Annotated in this window: 15 protein-coding genes; 5 read left to right on the plus strand and 10 right to left on the minus strand. The window is 71.5% G+C overall.

Annotated elements, in window-relative coordinates:
* Position 1: 1 nt before the first annotated feature.
* Together K883_RS03200 and K883_RS03205 are read right to left on the minus strand one after the other, a co-directional pair.
* The gene (locus K883_RS03200) at positions 2-253 is read right to left on the minus strand and encodes a WhiB family transcriptional regulator (protein WP_008259632.1); all 252 of its coding nucleotides are present in this window, start codon (positions 251-253) and stop codon (positions 2-4) included.
* A 403-nt stretch (positions 254-656) separates the two neighbouring features.
* Positions 657-2,768: an ATP-dependent DNA helicase UvrD2 gene (locus K883_RS03205; protein WP_008259633.1), complete on the minus strand. Its 2,112-nt coding sequence runs from the start codon at positions 2,766-2,768 to the stop codon at positions 657-659.
* A 161-nt stretch (positions 2,769-2,929) separates the two neighbouring features.
* Between K883_RS03205 and mrx1 the strand changes: the two genes are divergently transcribed.
* Positions 2,930-3,184 carry a mycoredoxin Mrx1 gene (gene mrx1, locus K883_RS03210; protein ID WP_008259646.1) on the plus strand — a complete coding sequence of 85 codons (255 nt, stop codon included), beginning with the start codon at positions 2,930-2,932 and terminating at the stop codon, positions 3,182-3,184.
* 11 nt (positions 3,185-3,195) lie between these two features.
* On the opposite strand, the gene nudC is transcribed toward mrx1, so the two are convergent.
* Genes nudC through K883_RS03230 form a run of 4 tightly spaced genes read right to left on the minus strand, consistent with a single transcriptional unit; the run spans position 3,196 to position 11,716 of the window.
* A complete protein-coding gene (nudC, locus tag K883_RS03215; protein ID WP_008259652.1) occupies positions 3,196-4,128 on the minus strand; it encodes an NAD(+) diphosphatase in 933 nt (310 codons plus the stop codon).
* Positions 4,128-5,198 carry a potassium channel family protein gene (locus K883_RS03220; protein ID WP_008259653.1) on the minus strand — a complete coding sequence of 357 codons (1,071 nt, stop codon included), beginning with the start codon at positions 5,196-5,198 and terminating at the stop codon, positions 4,128-4,130. The genes nudC and K883_RS03220 overlap by 1 nt, the downstream gene beginning before the upstream one ends.
* A gap of 48 nt (positions 5,199-5,246) precedes the next feature.
* On the minus strand, positions 5,247-8,594 hold the full coding sequence (locus K883_RS03225; protein ID WP_020823348.1) for an ATP-dependent helicase: 3,348 nt from the start codon (positions 8,592-8,594) through the stop codon (positions 5,247-5,249).
* A complete protein-coding gene (locus K883_RS03230) occupies positions 8,591-11,716 on the minus strand; it encodes an ATP-dependent helicase (protein ID WP_008259655.1) in 3,126 nt (1,041 codons plus the stop codon). Before K883_RS03230 ends, K883_RS03225 begins: the two co-directional genes overlap by 4 nt.
* Positions 11,717-11,839: 123 nt before the next feature.
* Between K883_RS03230 and K883_RS03235 the strand changes: the two genes are divergently transcribed.
* The 3 genes from K883_RS03235 to K883_RS03245 are packed head-to-tail and all read left to right on the plus strand — an operon-like array spanning position 11,840 to position 13,185.
* A complete protein-coding gene (locus K883_RS03235; RefSeq protein WP_008259656.1) occupies positions 11,840-12,040 on the plus strand; it encodes a hypothetical protein in 201 nt (66 codons plus the stop codon).
* 45 nt (positions 12,041-12,085) lie between these two features.
* Positions 12,086-12,871, plus strand: a complete 786-nt coding sequence (locus K883_RS03240; RefSeq protein WP_008259657.1) for an alpha/beta fold hydrolase — start codon at positions 12,086-12,088, stop codon at positions 12,869-12,871.
* Positions 12,872-12,873: 2 nt separating this feature from the next.
* Positions 12,874-13,185, plus strand: a complete 312-nt coding sequence (locus K883_RS03245; RefSeq protein WP_008259666.1) for an MGMT family protein — start codon at positions 12,874-12,876, stop codon at positions 13,183-13,185.
* Positions 13,186-13,191: 6 nt separating this feature from the next.
* Here the strand turns inward: K883_RS03245 and K883_RS03250 are convergent, their stop codons facing one another.
* From K883_RS03250 to K883_RS03260, 3 genes are all read right to left on the minus strand, one after another.
* The gene (locus K883_RS03250) at positions 13,192-14,046 is read right to left on the minus strand and encodes a TIGR02569 family protein (RefSeq protein WP_008259667.1); all 855 of its coding nucleotides are present in this window, start codon (positions 14,044-14,046) and stop codon (positions 13,192-13,194) included.
* A gap of 35 nt (positions 14,047-14,081) precedes the next feature.
* Positions 14,082-15,269, minus strand: coding sequence for an adenylyltransferase/sulfurtransferase MoeZ (gene moeZ / locus K883_RS03255; RefSeq protein WP_008259668.1), 1,188 nt, complete (start codon positions 15,267-15,269; stop codon positions 14,082-14,084).
* An 81-nt stretch (positions 15,270-15,350) separates the two neighbouring features.
* A complete protein-coding gene (locus tag K883_RS03260; protein WP_014712236.1) occupies positions 15,351-16,388 on the minus strand; it encodes a DUF3152 domain-containing protein in 1,038 nt (345 codons plus the stop codon).
* Positions 16,389-16,586: 198 nt separating this feature from the next.
* Here K883_RS03260 and K883_RS03265 point away from each other — a divergent pair, with 198 nt between their 5' ends.
* The gene (locus tag K883_RS03265; RefSeq protein ID WP_008259670.1) at positions 16,587-17,273 is read left to right on the plus strand and encodes a TetR/AcrR family transcriptional regulator; all 687 of its coding nucleotides are present in this window, start codon (positions 16,587-16,589) and stop codon (positions 17,271-17,273) included.
* Here K883_RS03265 and K883_RS03270 read toward each other — a convergent pair.
* Positions 17,270-17,536 (minus strand): DUF3107 domain-containing protein, encoded by a 267-nt coding sequence (locus K883_RS03270; protein ID WP_036389938.1) that lies wholly within the window; start codon positions 17,534-17,536, stop codon positions 17,270-17,272. The genes K883_RS03265 and K883_RS03270 overlap by 4 nt on opposite strands.
* Between the last annotated feature and the right edge of the window lie 3 nt (positions 17,537-17,539).

Raw genomic sequence — 17,539 nt, forward strand, 5'->3', positions numbered from 1 at the left:
GCTAGGCCGCCTTGCGGGGGCGGCCGCGGGGTCGTTTGAAGCTCAACACCGAACCGCGGTCGAAGATCTCGCCGCCCCACACGCCCCAGGGCTCGGCCCGTTCCAGCGCGGCCGCCAGGCACTGGCGGCGCACCGGGCAGTCGACGCACAGCGACTTGGCGCGTTCGAGATCGGCCGGCGCTTCGGCGAACCAGAGATCGGGATCGCCGGCGTGACACGGCAGGTCCGGCCTGGGGGCTATCCGTGCCGACATGTCCTACCACCTACTTCCTGGTCTGGGTTGCTGTCCTTGAGCGGTGATCCGGACCAGGTCGCTTCGTTGCCGACCGATAACTATGGCCACGGATCCTTGACTTCGGGTCCGTGGCCATCTGGGTGAAAACCGGGGCTGCTGCTTACGTTGCCTTCGGTGGGCCCCCGACTCCTACGGACGCGTCGGTCGCGGCGGCGGCGCGATGCTTACGCGCGGCCGCCGACACGGCGGCGTGTGCGGCATGGGAGGTACCCGCGGACAGCTCCGCGCGGGCCACGCCTACACCGAACGCGTCGCTGAGCATCGCGGCCACCTCCTTCGTCCGTAGTGCCGAGTCGCGGTATCGAGGGTAAACGGTCACCGTCGTCGTCACAACCGATTTTCTGACCTGCGCGTTTGCCGGTCAGCGACCGCGAACCAGCTCCAGCACGTCGGGGCCGTACTGTTCCAGCTTGCGCGCGCCGATGCCGGGAATCGCGATCAGCGCCTCGTCGTCGTCGGGCCGCAGCTCGGCAATGGCGATCAGCGTGTTGTCGGTGAAGACGACGTAGGCGGGCACCTTCTGTTCCTTGGCGACGTCCAGCCGCCACGCCTTGAGCCGGAGCAGCAGGTCCTCGTCGATGTCGGCCGCGCAGGTCTCGCAGCGGCGCAGCATGACGGCCGCCGGGGTCGTCAGGTTGTTGTTGCAGATCCGGCAGCGGGTCGCGGTGGCCCGGTTGCGCCGAGACTTGTTCGGCCCCGGCTCGGCCCGCGCCTGGGGTGCGATGCCGTTGAGGAACCGCGACGGCTTGCGCCCCTGACGCCCGCCCGGGCTGCGGGCCAGCGCCCAGCTGAGCGCCAAATGCGTTCGGGCCCTGGTGATTCCGACGTAAAGCAGGCGGCGCTCCTCCTCGACCGCCTCGCTCTCGGCGCCGTGGGCGAGCGCGTGTGAGATGGGGAGCGTGCCGTCGGCCAACCCGACCAAGAACACCGCGTCCCACTCGAGCCCCTTGGCGGCGTGCAGCGATGCCAGCGCGACGCCCTGCACCACCGGCGGGTGCCGGGCGTCGGCGCGCATCCGAAGCTCGGCCAGCAGCCCCGGGAAGTCCAGCTGCGGGCGTTGGGCGACTTCGTCGTCCACCAGTTCGGCCAGCGCGCTCAGGGCCTCCCAGCGCTCGCGGGCGCGGGTACCGACCGGCTCCTGGGCCGTCAGGCCCAGCGGTTCCAGCACCGCGCGGACGACGTCGGGCAGGGGACCCTCCGCACCGCGCGCCGTGGCTCGTTCTGAGGCCCGATGCAGCGCCAGCAGGGCCTGTTTGATCTCCTGGCGATTGAAGAATCCCTCGCCGCCGCGGACCTGGTAGGCGATGCCCGCCTCGGTCAGCGCCTCCTCGTAGATCTCCGACTGCGCGTTGACCCGGTACAGCACGGCGATCTCGGATGGCGGGGTACCGGATTCGATGAGCCGCGCGATCGACGCCGCGACCGCGGCGGCCTCGGCCGGCTCGTCGGGATGCTCGTGGAACGTCGGCGCGGGACCCGGCGGGCGCTGGCCCACCAGGTGCAGCTTGCTGCCGGCGACCCGCCCGCGCGCCGCGGCGATCACCTGGTTGGCCAGCGAGACCACCTGGGGGGTGGACCGGTAATCGCGCTCGAGGCGCACGACGGTGGCGTCGGGGAAGCGTCGGGAGAAGTCGAGCAGGAACCGCGGCGAGGCCCCGGTGAACGAGTAGATGGTCTGGTTGGCGTCACCCACCACCGTCAGGTCGTCGCGGTCGCCCAACCAGGCCGTCAGCACCCGCTGCTGCAACGGCGTGACGTCCTGGTACTCGTCGACCACGAAGCAGCGGTAGCGGTCGCGGAACTCCTCGGCCACCGCAGGGTCGTTTTCGATCGCGGCCGCGGTGTGCAGCAGCAGGTCGTCGAAATCGAGCAGGGTGACGTGTTCGCCGCGCGCTTTGAGGGCCTCGTAGGCGGCGTAGACGCCGGCGATCTGGGCGGCGTCCAGGGGGATGTCCCGCCCGGCGGCGGCCACCGCGGTGGGGTATTCCTCGGGGCCGATCAGCGACGCCTTGGCCCACTCGATCTCGCCGGCCAGGTCGCGCACGTCGTCGGTGCTGGCGTTGAGCCGGGCGCGGCTGGCCGCCCGGGCCACGACCGCGAACTTGCTGTCCAGCAGCTGCCACCCGGTGTCACCGACCACCCGCGGCCAGAAGTACCGCAGCTGCCGGTGGGCGGCGGCGTGAAAGGTTAGGGCCGAGACCGCGCCGACGGCCGGCCCCATACCCGCCGCGGCGTCGATCGCCCGCAACCGGGAGCGCATCTCCCCCGCCGCCCGCTGGGTGAACGTGACCGCCAGCACCTGGCCGGCGGCGACATGACCGCCGGCGACCAGCTGGGCGATCCGGTGAGTGATGGTGCGGGTCTTGCCCGTTCCGGCACCGGCCAGCACGCAGACCGGGCCGCGCGGAGCCAGCACGGCCTCGCGCTGCTCGTCGTCCAGCCCGGCTGTCAGTGGATCGGCGACCGTCGGCATGGCGTCCATAGTGGCTTCCCATACTGACAAGTCGCCGAGCGAGCTGATGCATCGCCACGCCCGAATCGGATCGACCTCCGCATCCCGTCCCCCTCGCCGCTGCGCGGCTGGGCGGTACCCCCGGCGCGGAATGCATCGTCGCCGGGCTACGTTATCGGGCTATGACCACTGCCCCGCTCACCGTCTACACGACATCCTGGTGCGGCTACTGCCACCGGCTCATGACGGTGCTCAAATCCAACGGAATCCCGTATGAGGCGGTCGACATCGAGCACGACGCGGCGGCCGCTGACTTCGTCAGCTCGGTCAACGGCGGCAACAGGACGGTCCCGACGGTGAAGTTCGCCGACGGGTCGACCCTGACCAACCCGAGCGCGGCCCAGGTGAAGGCGAAGCTGGCCGAGACCGGTAGCTGAGCCAGGCCCAGTCAGTCGATCGCGGCCCAGGATTCGATGATCACCCGCGCGATCGAAATCGACCCGGGCAGCAGGAGTTTCGACTCCGAGGAACTCGACCAGTCCCCGGCCGCCAGCGCCTCGCGCACCTCGTCGCGCGTGAACCACGCCGCCTCGGCGATCTCGCCGTCATTGAACGAAAAGTCCTGCGCCGGGTCGCCGACGGCGTGGAAGCCGACCATCAGCGAGCGCGGGAACGGCCACGGCTGACTGCCCAAATAGCGCACGTCGCGCACGGTCAGCCCGATCTCCTCACGGATCTCCCGAGCCACACACCCCTCGAAAGACTCACCGGCCTCGACGAATCCGGCCAACAGCGAGAACATCCGCTCCGGCCACACCGCCTGGCGCGCCAGCACCGCGCGGTCGCCGCCGTCGTGCACCAGACAAATCACCGCCGGGTCGATGCGAGGGAACTCCTCGTGCCCGGTGACCGGGTTCACGCGTGACCAACCCGCCCGGGCCGGACGTGTGGGTGAACCGTCCACCGAGCTGAATCGAGACTTCTCATGCCAATTCAGCAGTGCGACGGCCGATGACATCAGTTGGCCGCTGGTGTCGTCGAAGATCGGGCCGAGGCTGCGCAAGTTCACCACCTCGGTGCGCGCGTCGGGGTCCTCCGGTGCCTGCAGCGCGCCGCGGATCGCCCACACGTGGCGGCCACCCTCGAGGCGCCCCAGAAACACCGCCTCCGACGGCGGCTTGTCGCCGAGTTCGGCGGCGGCACCCAGCACCACCCGGCCGTCGGAAACCAGCACCTGATTGCGCGAGTCCACCCGCAGCAGCGCCGCCTCGGCCCAGCCCGCGGTGGCCGCCTCGACGTCGGTGCGCAGCTGATCGGCTCGGTCGGCTCCGACGCGCGACAGCAACGGGACGCTGCGCAGTTGAAAGTCCGCGATCGCCATCAATGCCCCACGCTTCGGATGTAGAGCAGGCGGTCGTTGGCCTCGACGGCGTCCACCTCCGGGGCGTCGATGCGCCACAGGTGCCCGTCGCGCACCACGCCGAGCACGATGTCGCGCAAATGCCGCGGTGAACCGCCCACTTCGCTCTGCTCGACCTCACGCTCGGCGATGGCGAGCCCGGCGTCGGGCGTCAGGAGGTCCTCGATCATCTCCACGACGCTGGGCGTCGTGGTGGCAAGCCCGAGGAGGCGACCGGCGGTCGCCGACGAGACCACGACCGAGTCCGCCCCCGACTGCTGCAGCAGGTGCTGGTTTTCGGCCTCCCGGATCGAGGCGACGATCTTGGCGTTGGGCGCGATCTCGCGCGCGGTCAGCGTCGCCAGCACCGCGGTGTCGTCGCGGCTGGTGGCGACGATGATGGACGCGGCGTGCTGGGCCCCGGCCAGCCGCAACACATCGGCCTTGGTGGCGTCACCGTGGACGGTGACCAGACCCGCGCTCTCGGCGTGTTCGAGCGTGCTGCGATCGGTGTCGACGACGACCACCTCCGCCTGGATGGTTTCGTCGCCGAGGATCGCGGCCACCGCCGTTTTCCCCTTGGTGCCATAGCCGATCACGATGGTGTGGTTGCGCACTCTGCTCCTCCAACGCTGAATCTTCCACCCTTGGCGAGACCGCTCGGAAAGCACTTCGAGCGTGGTGCCGACCAGCACGGCCAGGAACGCGATCCGCAGCGCGGTGAAGATCAGGGTGTGCACTAGGCGCGCGGTTTCGGTGTACGGCGTGATGTCGCCGTAGCCGGTGGTCGACAGCGAAACCGCCGAGAAATACAGGCAGTCCAGAAATGTCAGCGGCTCGTTGCGCACATCGCGGAACCCGTCGCGGTCCAGATAGACGATGACGGCCGCGCCGAACAGCACCACCAGGGCGATGGCCAGGCGGCGGGTGATGACCCGAATGGGGCTGGCGTGCTCTTCGGGGATGCGCACCACGCCGATCAGCTGGTGACCGCGCTGGGCGGTCAGCGTTTCGTCCAGACCGCTCAGCTTTCGGGACCTACCGTTGCCCACGGCGGCCCGTCATCGGTTTGATTTCCGCGCACGAGACACGCACGCGTCTTATGTAACCACGGGCACCGCCTCCCCAATACTCGGGCGGCGCGGGTCACACCGCGTACCGTCCGGATCGGTCAGCAACCCGGCCAGCTCGGCGGCGCTCGGCAGTTCGTCGGGGACCACGGTGGTGCCGGCGCGCACGTAGTAGAAGGCGGTGCGCACCGACGATTCCGCGACCCCGGCCAGCGCCGCCCAGGCCATCCGGTACACCGCGAGCTGGACGGCGGCCTGGCGCAGCGCCTCCGCGCCGTGCGGCGGTTCGCCCGTTTTCCAGTCCACGACGGTCGCGCCGCCGTCGGGATCGGCGAACACCGCGTCGATGCGCCCGCGGACCAGGGTCTCACCGATCGGCATCTCGAACGGCACCTCGACGGCGACGGGAGTCCTTGCGGCCCACGGAGATTCGGTGAATGCGGCCTGCAGCGCGGCCAATTCGGCGCTGCCGCCGACGTCGGAGTCCGCCGCACCCGGCAGATCGCCGAGATCGAACAGGCATTCGGCGCCGTAGAACTTCTGCACCCAGGAGTGAAACGCATTGCCCAGCAACGCATGCGGATCCGGCCGCGACGGTAGCCGATGCCTCAACCGCTGCGCGGCGCCCGTCGGGTCGCGCGCCAGGCCGACCAGGGAGCTGACCGACAGCTGGCCGGGCAGTGCCCGGACCGGTGGCTCGATCAACCGCGCCCGTTCGGCCAGCAATGCGTCGACGTCACCCGCCCAGCCGTCGACATCGGCGCACGGCCGACCGGGCCCGGCGGCGAGCGCCCGCCTCACCAGCGCCGCACCGCGCTCGACCTCGTCGCGCCGCACGGCCAGCGGGTCGGCCGGCCACACCGCTTCGATAACGTTGTCGCGAAGCGCGTTTCGCTCGCCGTCGGCGGGCGACGGCGCCCAGTGCTCCACGGTGCCGCAGGGGTCGCCCGCCACGGCCGCACGGTCGATGACGTCCTTGATCTCCACCAGGAAATCCGACGGGCCGCGCGGCTTGACCCCGCTGGCGCCCCAGTGGTGCCCGGACACCAGCAGGGTGTCCTCGGCCCGGGTGATCGCGACGTACAACAATCGGCGCTCCTCGTCCACGCGCCGCTGATCGAGCTGGCGGCGATGCTCGGAGATCTTGTCCGACAGTTGTTTTCGGTTGGTGACGTCCGAGGTGTCGAGCACCGGGATGCCCAGCGCCCCGGCGGCGGCGCGGTCGCCGCGAAGCAGCGGGGGCAGCTCCGCGGCGTCGGTGAGCCAGGTGCTCCTGGACGCGGTCGACGGGAACGTCCCACCCGAGAGGTGCGCGACCGCCACCACCTGCCATTCGAGTCCCTTCGCCGAATGCACGGTGAGCACCTGGACGCGGTCGCGCGCGACGGCCAAAGGTGCCGGCGCCAAACCGTTCTCGACCGCCTCGGCGGCATCCAGAAACCCCAGCAGCCCAGCCACCGAGGCGGTTGCGGACGCGTCCAGCCGCGTGGCCGCGCCGTCGGCGCGCTCGGCGTAACCGGCGACGACGTCGGCGAACGCGTCCAGGTGCTCGGTGCCGGCCCAACCCGCCGCCACCCCCGCCGCGGCCCGGACCTCGCAGTCGACGCCCAGCGCGCGGCGCACCTCGGCCACCAGGTCGGCGAGGGGATGCCCGAGGTGGGCGCGCAGGGCGCTCAGCTCGGCGCCCAAGGCGGTGATGCGCTGATACCCCGCCGCCGAATACGCGCCGGCCGGACCCGGGTCGGCGATCGCGTCGGCCAGGCAGACGGTATCGGCGTCGACGTGCGAGGGGTCGGCGGCGCGCGCAATCGCCTCGGGCGAGGGCGGCGCGGGGTCCGCGGCGGTCCCGCCGAGCGCGCGCGCACGCTGCCACAGTGCGGCGATGTCGCGGGCGCCGAGGCGCCAGCGCGCGCCGGTGAGCACCCGCATCGCCGCCGCGCCGGCCGTCGGGTCGGCGACCAGCCGCAGCATGGCCACCACCTCGGCGACCTCGGGCACCGACAGCAGCCCGGCCAGCCCGACCACCTCGACGGGGATGCCGCGCGCCCGCAGCGCGTCGGCGATGGGCGCGGCGTCGGCGTTGCGGCGCACCAGCACCGCGGCCGTCGGGGGGCTGACACCCTCCGCCCGGGCCCGCCGGTAGTGGGCGTCGAGGTGATCGGCGATCCACTCGCGCTCGGCCACCACGTCGGGCAGCAGGGCGCAGCGGACCGTGCCGGGCGGGGCGTCCGGGCGAGGGCGCAGCGCGTGCACGGCCACCGACCGCCGCCGCGCCTCGGCCGACACGGCGTTGGCGACCCGCAGGGTCCGCGGCGGATTGCGCCAACTGGTCCGTAATTCCAGGACGGGCGCGGGTGTGCCGTCGGAGCGGGGAAAGTCGGTGGTGAACCGGGGCAGGTTGGTCGCCGAGGCCCCGCGCCAGCCGTAGATGGACTGGATGGGGTCGCCCACGGCCGTCAGCGCCAGCCCGTCGTCGACCCCGCCGCCGAACAGGGCCGACAGCGCGATGCGCTGGGCGTGGCCGGTGTCCTGATACTCGTCGAGCAGCACCACCCGGTAACGGGCGCGCAGGTCCGCACCGACCTGGGGGAAGCCCGCGGCCAACCGCGCAGCCGAGGCCATCTGCATGCCGAAATCCATCACCTTCTCGGCGCGCATGCGCTCGTCGAGCGCGTCCAGCAGCGGCACCAACTCCGCGCGCTCGGTCTGGGTGCCCAGCAGGCGCAGTAACCATTGGCTGGGACCGCGCTCCCGCTGATAGGGCCCCGCGGGCAGGCCATGGACGAGCCGCTCTACCTCGACGTGGGTATCGCGCAGCTGTCCGGTGTCGACGAGGTGTTCGGCCAACTGTCCCCACAGGCGCAACACCATCGAGGTGACGGCGGCCGGGGTCTTGTCGGTGTGCAGCTCGCCGCGGTACCCGTTGACCACGTCGAAAGCCAGCTGCCACAGCTCGGTTTCGCTGAGCAACCGGGTGTCGGGCTCGACGGGCAGCAGCAGCCCGTAGTCGCGCAGCAACGAACCCGCGAACGCGTGGTACGTGCTGATCACCGGGGCGCCCTCGGGCTCGGCGGCGGCATCGCCGACCGGGCCCAGGCCGACGCCGGCCAACCGGGCCAGCCGGGACCGGACGCGGCGCAGCAGCTGGCCGGCGGCCTTGCGGGTGAACGTCAGTCCCAGCACCTGGGCGGGTTCGGCGTAGCCGTTGGCGATCAGCCACACCACCCGTGCGGCCATGGTCTCGGTCTTACCGGCTCCGGCCCCCGCGATGACGACCAGCGGGCCCGGCGGCGCGGCGATGACCGCAGACTGCTCCTCGGTCGGCGGGAAAAGGCCGAGCGCGCAAGCCAATTCGCTCGGGTTGTAGCGGGCGTTCATCGGGCCGCTCCGTCGGTGTGCGCCGGGCAGCACGGCCGGATGGGGCAGTGCGTGCAACCGTCGTTGCGCCGCGCCACGAACTGCGGGCCGGCCGTCGCGGCGGCGGCACGCCGGATGACCTGTCGCCATTCGTCGCCGGCGTCCGCGGTCAGCGGGTCCTGTTCGCGTTCGACGGCCCCGGCCGCCCCGGCCTTGCCGACGTAAACCAGCCGCGCCCCACCGGGTTCCACGGTGTCGCCCCCGGCGGCCACCAGGCCTTCGGACACCGCCAGCTGATACATCGCCAGTTGGGCGTGTTGTTGGGCGTCGTCCTTGCTGACCGGGGACTTGCCGGTCTTGACGTCGACGATCACCAGCCGTCCGGCGGCGTCGCGCTCCAGCCGGTCGACGCGGCCGCGCAGCCGAACCTGTTCCCCGTCACCGGTTTCAAGGGTTCCGTCGATCTCGACCTCGACGCCGACCTCGGTGAGCGCGCCGCGGCTCTGGCTTCGCCACTCGACGAACGCCTCGAGCATCGCGCGGTGACGGGCCAGCTCGTTGTCCGAATGCCATTGCGCCGCAAAGGGTAGGTGCTGCCAGGCGCGCTCCAGCTCAGCCAACAGTTCGGATTCGCTTCGATGCGGTTCGGCGATCAGCGCGTGCACCACCGAACCGATGGTGGAGCGCAGGTCGCGCGGATTGGTCCCGCCGTGGCGTTCGGCGAGCCAGCGCAGCGGGCAGTCGGTCAGTGTCTGCAGGGTCGACGGGGTCAGCGTCACGACGTCGCCGCCACCCCGCAGCGGCTCGCCGGTGCTGACCGGGGTCAGGCCGTGCCAGCCGGCCGGGTCGGCGCCGGGCACCCCGGCTTTGGCCAGGCGGGCCAATTGCGTTGCCGCGCAGTCCCGGGCGAGCTCGTCCACCGCCCCGTCGGGAGCGCAGACCACGCCCCGCAGCCGTCCCACCAGCGCAGCCGCCGACAGCACCCGGGGCGCCGAAATAGGTTGCAGCGCAGTCGTTTCCACGTCTTCGTCGGCCCATTGCGCGATGTCGAAGAAGAACGGCGACGGCAGCGCGGCCGCGTGGTCCGCCCCACCGGTGTCGCTGTCGACCGCCGTCACCAACAGCCGCCGGCGGGCACGGCCCATCGCCGCCACCAGCAACCGGCGCTCCTCGGCCACCAGGGGTGCGCGCATCGAGGCGTCCGCGGTGACCCCGTCCAGCTCGTCGAGCAGCCGCTGGGTGCCCAGCACACCGCCCCGCGGAACGGTGTTGGGCCACAAACCATCCTGCAATCCGGCGATGACCACGAAATCCCATTCGTGTCCCAGCGCGGCGTGCGCGCTGAGCACCCTGACCTGCCCCGCCGTGGCGGCCGGCTCGGGGTTGGCGTTCGGCAGGTGCAGCGCGGCGACGTGCTCGACCAGGCCGCGCAACGACGCGCCGGAAGTGCGCGACACGTAGTCGTCGGTGATGTCGAACAACGCGGTGACCGACTCGAGATCCCGGGTGGCCTGGGCCGCGGCGGGGCCGCCGCGCTCGCAGACCGACAGCCAGCGGCGCTGCAGCCCGGACCGGTGCCAGGCGGCCCACAGGGTGTAGCGCGGGTCCTCGCCGGCTTCGTGGCACCGCGCGGCCGCATCCAGCACCGCGCGGACCTTGCGCAACGAACGGAACTGTGGACCCGGCGGCACGGCGCCCGACAGCGTCTCGACCAACAGCTCGGCGAAGTCGCCCGGCGGGCGATCGGGGTTGGCGCGCTGCAGGGTTCGGCGCAGTTGCCGCAGCGAAACCGGGTCGACGCGGCCGATGGGGCCGGTCAGCAACGCCAGCGCCTGCTGCCCGTCCAGCCCGTCGGCGGCGGCCAGCAGCACGGTCAGCAGCGCGCGCACCGCCGGCTCCTCGGCCAGCGGCCCGGTGGCGGCGGCCGCGGCCACCGGCACCCCGGCGGCGGCGAGCGCGCGCGGCAACCGCGCGCCGGCCCGCGGTACCGACCGGACGATGACCGCCATCTGCGACCAGGGCACGCCGTCGAACAGGTGCGCCCGGCGCAGCGCGTCGGCGATCGCCGCCGCCTCGGCGTGCGCCGAGGCGGCGAGGCGCACCGTGACCGATCCCTCCCCCGCCCCGGCGCCGTCGATCCGGCGGCCGGCGCCGCCGCCGGGCAACCGGGCGGCGATGCCGCTGACGGCGCGGGCCACGGCGGGCGCGCAGCGATGCGACGTCGTCAACGTCACCGCCGGGCCGTCGCCGTCGAGCAGCCCGGCCGGTTCGCCGCCCCGGAAGCCGAACACCGCCTGATTGGGGTCCCCGGCGATCAGCGCCAGCTCGGCGCCCGCCGCGAGCACCCGCACCAGGCGGGCCGCCTGAGGGTCGAGCTGTTGGGCGTCGTCGACCAGCAGGACCCGGATCCGGCCGCGTTCGGCCGCCAGCAGCTCGGGGTCGACGGCGAACGCCTCCAGCGCCGCGCCCACCAATTCGGCGGCGCCCAGCGCGGGTGTCGTCGCCTCCGGCGCGGCCGTGCCGACCGCCGCGCGCAGCAACATCACCTGCTCGTACTGGCGCGCGAATTGCCCCGCGGCGATCCATTCCGGCCGGCGGCAACGACGGCCAAGCCGCTCCAGTTCCCCTGGGTCGATACCGCGTTCGGCGCAGCGGGCCAACAGGTTTCGCAGTTCGGTGGCGAACCCCGCGGTGCTCAGCGCCGGCCGCAGTTGCGCCGGCCACGCGGACGTCGCGCGGGCGCCGTCGTCGAGGTCTCCGGCCAGCAGCTCCCGGATGATGGCGTCCTGCTCGGCGCTGGTGACCAGCCGCGGGGGCGCATCGCCGGCCCGTTCGGCGGCGCGCCGCAAGACCGCGTAGGCATACCCGTGCACGGTCCGCACCAGCGGTTCGCTGACGGCGACCCGGCCCGGTCGGGAGCGCAGCAACGCCGTCGTCAACGCGCTGCGCTCGGCCATCCCGAGCCGGCCCGAACCGGTCAGCAGCAGAACCGATTCCGGGTCGATCCCGGCGTCGATCCGGGCGACCGCGGCGTCGATCAGCAGGCTGCTCTTTCCGGTCCCGGGCCCGCCGAGCACGCGAACGATCCCGCGCGCACCGGGCGCCAGCACAGCGCTCGCGTCGGCCTCCCAGGTGTGTGCCATGGCTGCATGCAATCACCAGGGTGTGACAAGTGGACCCGGCCAGCGCCGACGCGAGCTCTTACCCTGGAAGTCGCAGCAGCGCGAAGAATGGTCTCAAGGCTGCAAAAGGAGGGGTTGACGACCATGACGGACGAGCACGGCTTTCCCACCGACGAGGCGCCCGAGGGCGACGCGGTGGAGCAACTGCGGCCCGCCGATTCCGACGACGACGCCGGCCTGGACACCGATTACGTGAGCGCCCGGGACCGCGAGGCCAACGAAGCCGACGTGATCGAGCAGGCCTACGTCGTGTCCGCGGACGACGATCGGGACGACGATCGCTGAGGACCGCCCGCGACGCCCGGTGACGGCGGCTGGCACCATCGACGGGTGACCGCGAAGTTGTACGTCCACCGCTACGGTCCGTCCGGTCCGGCGCGGATCCTCGCGCTGCACGGGCTGACCGGGCACGGGCAGCGTTGGCAACACCTGTCCGGCCTGCTGCCCGAGATCGGCCTGGCCGCACCGGATCTGCTCGGCCACGGCCGGTCCTCGTGGGCGGCGCCGTGGACCATCGACGCCAACGTCTCGGCGCTGGCCGCGCTGCTCGACGCGCAGGCCGGCACGCCGGTGGTGGTCGTCGGCCACTCGTTCGGCGCAGGGCTTGCCATGCACCTGGCCGCGGCGCGGCCGAACCGGGTTTCGGGGCTGCTGCTGCTCGATCCGGCGATCGGGTTGGACGGCGCGTGGATGCGCGAAATCGCCGAGGCCATGTTGTCCTCGCCCGACTATCCCGACGCCGAGGAAGCACGCCTGGAAAAGGTGCACGGCTCGTGGTCGGATGTCGAGCCCGCGCTGCTCGATGCCGAGCTCGACGAGCATCTGATCGCCCTACCCAATGGCCGCTACGGCTGGCGCATCAGCCTGCCGGCGATGATGGCGTATTGGAGCGAGCTCGCCCGCGACGCCGTGCTGCCGCCGGCGCAAACGCCGACGATCCTGGTGCGCGCCAAGCGAACATCGCCGCCGTATGTCACCGACGAACTCATCGCGGGCCTTGCGCAGCGGCTGGGATCGCGTTTCCGGCTGCTGGATTTCGACTGCAACCACATGGTGCCCTACGCCAAGCCCGACGACGTCGCCGCGCTGGCCCGCGAGCTACTGGAAGCCCGCTGACCGTGGCGCCGGTGACCGACGATCAGGTCGAGCGGGTGCGGGCGCTGGTCGCCGCCATCCCGTCCGGCAGGGTGGCCACCTACGGCGACATCGCCTCGGTCGCAGGGCTTTCCAGCCCGCGGATCGTCGGCTGGATCATGCGGACCGATTCCTCGGACCTGCCGTGGCACCGCGTCATCACCGCCTCCGGGCGCCCGGCGCGCCACCTGACCACCCGGCAGCTGGAGCTGCTGCGCGCCGAGGGCGTGCTGGCCCGCGACGGCAGGATCGCGCTGGGCGAGGTCCGCTACGAGTTCCCGGGCGGGGTTTTGTAGTTTCGACTACAGGACCAACCGGACCAGCGCCGCGGTGCGGGCCAGACCGGGGAACGCCTCGGCGGTGGACCGCGGGTGCAGCGCATGGACCGCCAGGCGAAACATCAACGCCCGCAACAACATCTGCGGCCATTCCGGTAGGGCGTTCCAGCGCTCGATGAGTCCGTCGTCGGCCTCGCCCCAGGACAACGCGTCGATGACGGCCACGCCCGCCGCCCACGACGCGGGCCGCCAGTACGGGGTGATGTCGGTGATGCCCGGCGCCGCGGTGCCCACGAAAAGCACTGTGCCGTAAAGGTCCCCGTGGACCAGCTGGTTGGGACTCTTGGTCGGCTTGCGCAACGTGGCGAGCTGGTTGAGCAACTCCACCGAGCGCTCGGCGTCCGCGGTGGCCGGGGCCACCCGCGCGCCGGGCGGCACCGAGGCCAGGGGCCGTTCCTCCCACGCCGCGCGGTCGGCGGCGATGAAAATGTCGACGTCCCCCCAGGGCGCCGCGGGGCCCTGGGTCAAAAAGCGGGGGCGTTCCAGTTTGCCCGTCGCCTCGTGCAGGCGGACCGCCGCCGAGACGACCTCGTCGTGGCGAGGCTCCGGCGTCCCCGCGACGAAGGTGTCCGCCCGCCACCCGGAAACGACGTAGCGCCCGTCGGTGGACCGGACCGGGCGGGCCAGCCGGACGCCGTCGACGAACAACGTCTCGCGGACCCGGGCGGACCACGCCGCGCGGGCGTTGTCGGCCACCAGCGACAGGACGACCTCGCCGCACCGCCAGCCGCCCTCCCAGCTGGCGCCCAGATAGACGGGTTTGACGCCGGCCAAACCGAACGCCGACAGCACATGGTCCGGCGGTGGCTCGACTGTCACACCGGTACTCTAAACGAGTCCAACAGCGGCGAAGCTCAGTACAGGATCATGTCGGGTTGCATCTGCTGCGCCCAGGCCACAATTCCGCCCTCCAGGTGCACCGCATCGGCGAACCCCGCCTGCTTCAGCACCGCCAGCGCCTGCGCCGAGCGCACGCCCGTTTTGCAATACAGCACCGGCATGCGGTCCCGCGGCAGCTTTGCCAGACCCTCACCCGAGTTGATCGACGACTGCGGGACCAGCTGCGCGCCATCGATGTGCACGATGTCGAACTCCACGGGCTCGCGGACGTCGATCAGGGCCAGCTCCTTGCCGGAATCCAGCAGCTCGCGCAGCTCCCGCGGGGTGATGGCCGTCGCGTCGCCGACCGGGGTGTCGGCGGCCGCGCCGCACAGCTGCTCATAGTCGACGAGCTCGGTGATCTTGGGCCTCGACGCGTCGGACGGGTCCCGGCGAATCGCGATCGTGCGGTAGGTCATCTGCAGCGCGTCGTAGATCATCAACCGGCCCAGCAACGAATCGCCGATGCCGGTGATGAGTTTGATCACTTCGGTGCTCATCACCGAGGCGATGGACGCGCAGACGATGCCCAGCACGCCGCCTTCGGCGCACGACGGAACGGTGCCGGGCGGCGGCGGCTCCGGGTAGAGGTCGCGGTAGTTGAGGCCGCGTCCGTCCGGCGCGTCCTCCCAGCACACCGAGATCTGGCCCTCGAATTGGTAGATCGACCCCCACACGTACGGCTTTTTCGCCAGCACCGCCGCGTCGTTGATCAGGTACCGGGTCGCGAAGTTGTCGGTGCCGTCCACGATCAGGTCGTAGCAACCGAACAACTTGACGGCGTTGGTGGAGTCCAGGCGCACCTCGTGCAGGCGCACGTCCACCAGCGGGTTGATCGCGAGCATCGACTCCCGCGCCGAGACGGCCTTGGGACGCCCGACGTCGGCCACGCCGTGAATGATCTGGCGGTGCAGGTTCGATTCCTCGACGACGTCGAATTCGACGATGCCGATCGTGCCCACGCCGGCCGCGGCCAGGTACAGCAAGGTCGGCGCCCCCAGGCCACCGGCGCCGATCACCAGCACCCGGGCGTTCTTGAGTCGCTTCTGCCCGTCGACCCCCAGGCCGGGAATGATCAAGTGACGGCTGTAGCGGGCCACCTCGTCGCCGGTCAGGTGGTCTGCGGGTGCCACCAGCGGTGGCAACGACGACACGGACAACATCTCCTCGGTCAGCTTCGCGGTTCTGCTTATGAATCCATCACAGCAGCCCGCCGGGAGGACGGCAACGAAGGCAGTCGGCCGCTAGGCGATCGGGTACGGCCAGGGGTTGAAGCGGCAGGTCTTCCCGTCGGCCTTGACGGTGTCGGGGTCGAACTGCGCGGCGTCGTTGTTGGACGTGGAGAACGTCTGCTGCATCATCACCGGCGCCAGGGCGCCCTGCTGTTCGCAGGCCTCGTGGTGCAGGTATCCGATGGCGTGGCCGACCTCGTGGTTGATCACGTATTGCCGGTACGAACCGATGTCCCCTTCGAACGGCACGGCGCCGCGCACCCAGCGCGCCTCGTTGATGAAGACCCGCGCCTCGCGGTTGGCGCCGAAAACCGGGTTGTAGCAGGACGTCTCCAGCCGGAATTCGTAGCCGCACCCCTCCCGCACCGTCACCGGCGACACCAGCGAGATCCGAAAGTCGGGCTTTGCCCCACTGGCGCCGTCGATCCGGATGAAAGCGAACTGCGGGTTGTGCGTCCAGCCCTTCGGATTGGCCAGCGTCTGGTCGACCATCTGCGCGAACGCTTCGTCGTCGCCGAACATCGTCGGGTCGATGCCGTTCTCCACCTCGACGGTGTACCGGAACACCTTGGCGGTGCCCTGGCCGAACTGGGGCGTCGCGCCCGGCACCGCGTGCCACGTCTTGTCACCGGCTTCGGTGAAGGGGCCTCCGTCGGGCAACGTCCCGGCCGGCAGGTTGGCGTCGAACGCGGCGAGCCCACGCGGCGGCGCGTCGATGATCGTGGTGCCCACCGCGCCGATCGCGGGGGGACTCTCGATGGGCTGGCTGTTCGTGGGCTTCGACGCGCCGGCGCCGGTCACCGTCTGGTACATGACCACGGCCGTCAGCACCGCCAGGACCGGCAGCGCGTACGCGCGCCAGCCGTAGGTGGAGACGAACCGCCCGAGCCACGTTTGTTTGCGCCACTGCCGCTGCCGCTCACGGTCGGCCCGCGCCCGCCCCGCTTCCGGGGCGGCCAGGGGGTCACGCAGCGCCCGCAGCGGCTCGCGCCACTCGTCGCGCAGCACCGGCACGCGACCGCTGCTGCGCGGGGGTCGCTGCGACGTCATTTTCCCAGGATTACACAGCGGACCACCCACGCCGACCTTGGCGCGCCCGAATCCGCCGCCCGACACCGCTTCTGCCAGGTACGACGACGCCGACGGCGGGAGCTCCAACCCCGCGGGTAGTAAGGTCTTTTCAACGAGCTGCGAGCGGCTGGCCCCGGTGGACCGACGGCCGGCCGTCGACAATCAGATGAGGACTCGATGAGCGAACTCGCCAAGATGCCGGCACGGCGTGCCGTCAGATCGGCTGACCGCGGCCGGCCGGCGGACGGCGCCGCGGCCCCCAACCGGCGGGGCAACCGGCTGCCCCGCGATGAGCGCCGCGGCCAGTTGCTCATCGTCGCCAGCGACGTCTTCGTCGACCGCGGCTACCACGCGGCCGGCATGGACGAGATCGCCGATCGCGCCGGGGTCAGCAAACCCGTTCTGTACCAACACTTTACGAGCAAGCTCGAGCTGTACCTTGCCGTGCTGGCGCGGCACGTGGAAAACCTGGTCTCCGGCGTCCAGCAGGCGTTGAGCACCACCAAGGACAACCGCCGGCGGTTGCACGCCGCGGTGCAGGCGTTCTTCGATTTCATCGAGCACGACAGCCAGGGCTACCGGCTGATCTTCGAAAACGACTACGTCACCGAGCCCGAGGTGGCCGCCCAGGTGCGTGTGGCCACCGAATCCTGCATCGACGCGGTGTTCGCGTTGATCAGCGAGGATTCCGGGCTGGACCCGCACCGCGCGCGGATGATCGCCGTCGGGCTGGTCGGCATCAGCGTCGACTGCGCCAGGTACTGGCTCGACTCCGATCGCCCGATTTCGAAGGCGGACGCCGTCGAGGGCACCGTCCAGTTCGCCTGGGGCGGACTGTCACACGTGCCGCTGACCCGCTCCTAGCGTCCCTTGCCGGCATGTTTGCCGGCTTCGATTTCGGCACCGATCCCGAAGCCGACCCGCCGCGCGTCGGCGACGCCGATCTCGACGTAGGCGATCTTGCTGGTGTGGATCAGGAAGCGACGGCCCCGCTCGTCGCTCAGTCGCAGCAGCCCCGACCCCTCGCCGAGCGCGGCGCTGACCAGGTCTTCGACTTCGGCGGGTGTCTGGTCGCTGGCGAGGACCAACTCGCGCGGACTATCCGTGATCCCGATCTTGACCTCCACGGT

Source organism: Mycobacterium sp. TKK-01-0059 (assembly GCF_000709305.1).
In the GTDB taxonomy this organism is placed as follows: domain Bacteria; phylum Actinomycetota; class Actinomycetes; order Mycobacteriales; family Mycobacteriaceae; genus Mycobacterium; species Mycobacterium intracellulare.

Coding starts and splice junctions, on each gene's coding strand:
- K883_RS03230 (WP_008259655.1), bottom strand. CDS start 11,716: ATGGCACACACCTGGGAGGCCGACGCGAGCGCTGTGCTGGCGCCCGGT.
- mrx1 (WP_008259646.1), top strand. CDS start 2,930: ATGACCACTGCCCCGCTCACCGTCTACACGACATCCTGGTGCGGCTAC.
- K883_RS03260 (WP_014712236.1), bottom strand. CDS start 16,388: ATGACGTCGCAGCGACCCCCGCGCAGCAGCGGTCGCGTGCCGGTGCTG.
- K883_RS03200 (WP_008259632.1), bottom strand. CDS start 253: ATGTCGGCACGGATAGCCCCCAGGCCGGACCTGCCGTGTCACGCCGGC.
- K883_RS03265 (WP_008259670.1), top strand. CDS start 16,587: ATGAGCGAACTCGCCAAGATGCCGGCACGGCGTGCCGTCAGATCGGCT.
- nudC (WP_008259652.1), bottom strand. CDS start 4,128: ATGGCGATCGCGGACTTTCAACTGCGCAGCGTCCCGTTGCTGTCGCGC.
- moeZ (WP_008259668.1), bottom strand. CDS start 15,269: ATGTTGTCCGTGTCGTCGTTGCCACCGCTGGTGGCACCCGCAGACCAC.
- K883_RS03235 (WP_008259656.1), top strand. CDS start 11,840: ATGACGGACGAGCACGGCTTTCCCACCGACGAGGCGCCCGAGGGCGAC.
- K883_RS03225 (WP_020823348.1), bottom strand. CDS start 8,594: ATGAACGCCCGCTACAACCCGAGCGAATTGGCTTGCGCGCTCGGCCTT.
- K883_RS03205 (WP_008259633.1), bottom strand. CDS start 2,768: ATGCCGACGGTCGCCGATCCACTGACAGCCGGGCTGGACGACGAGCAG.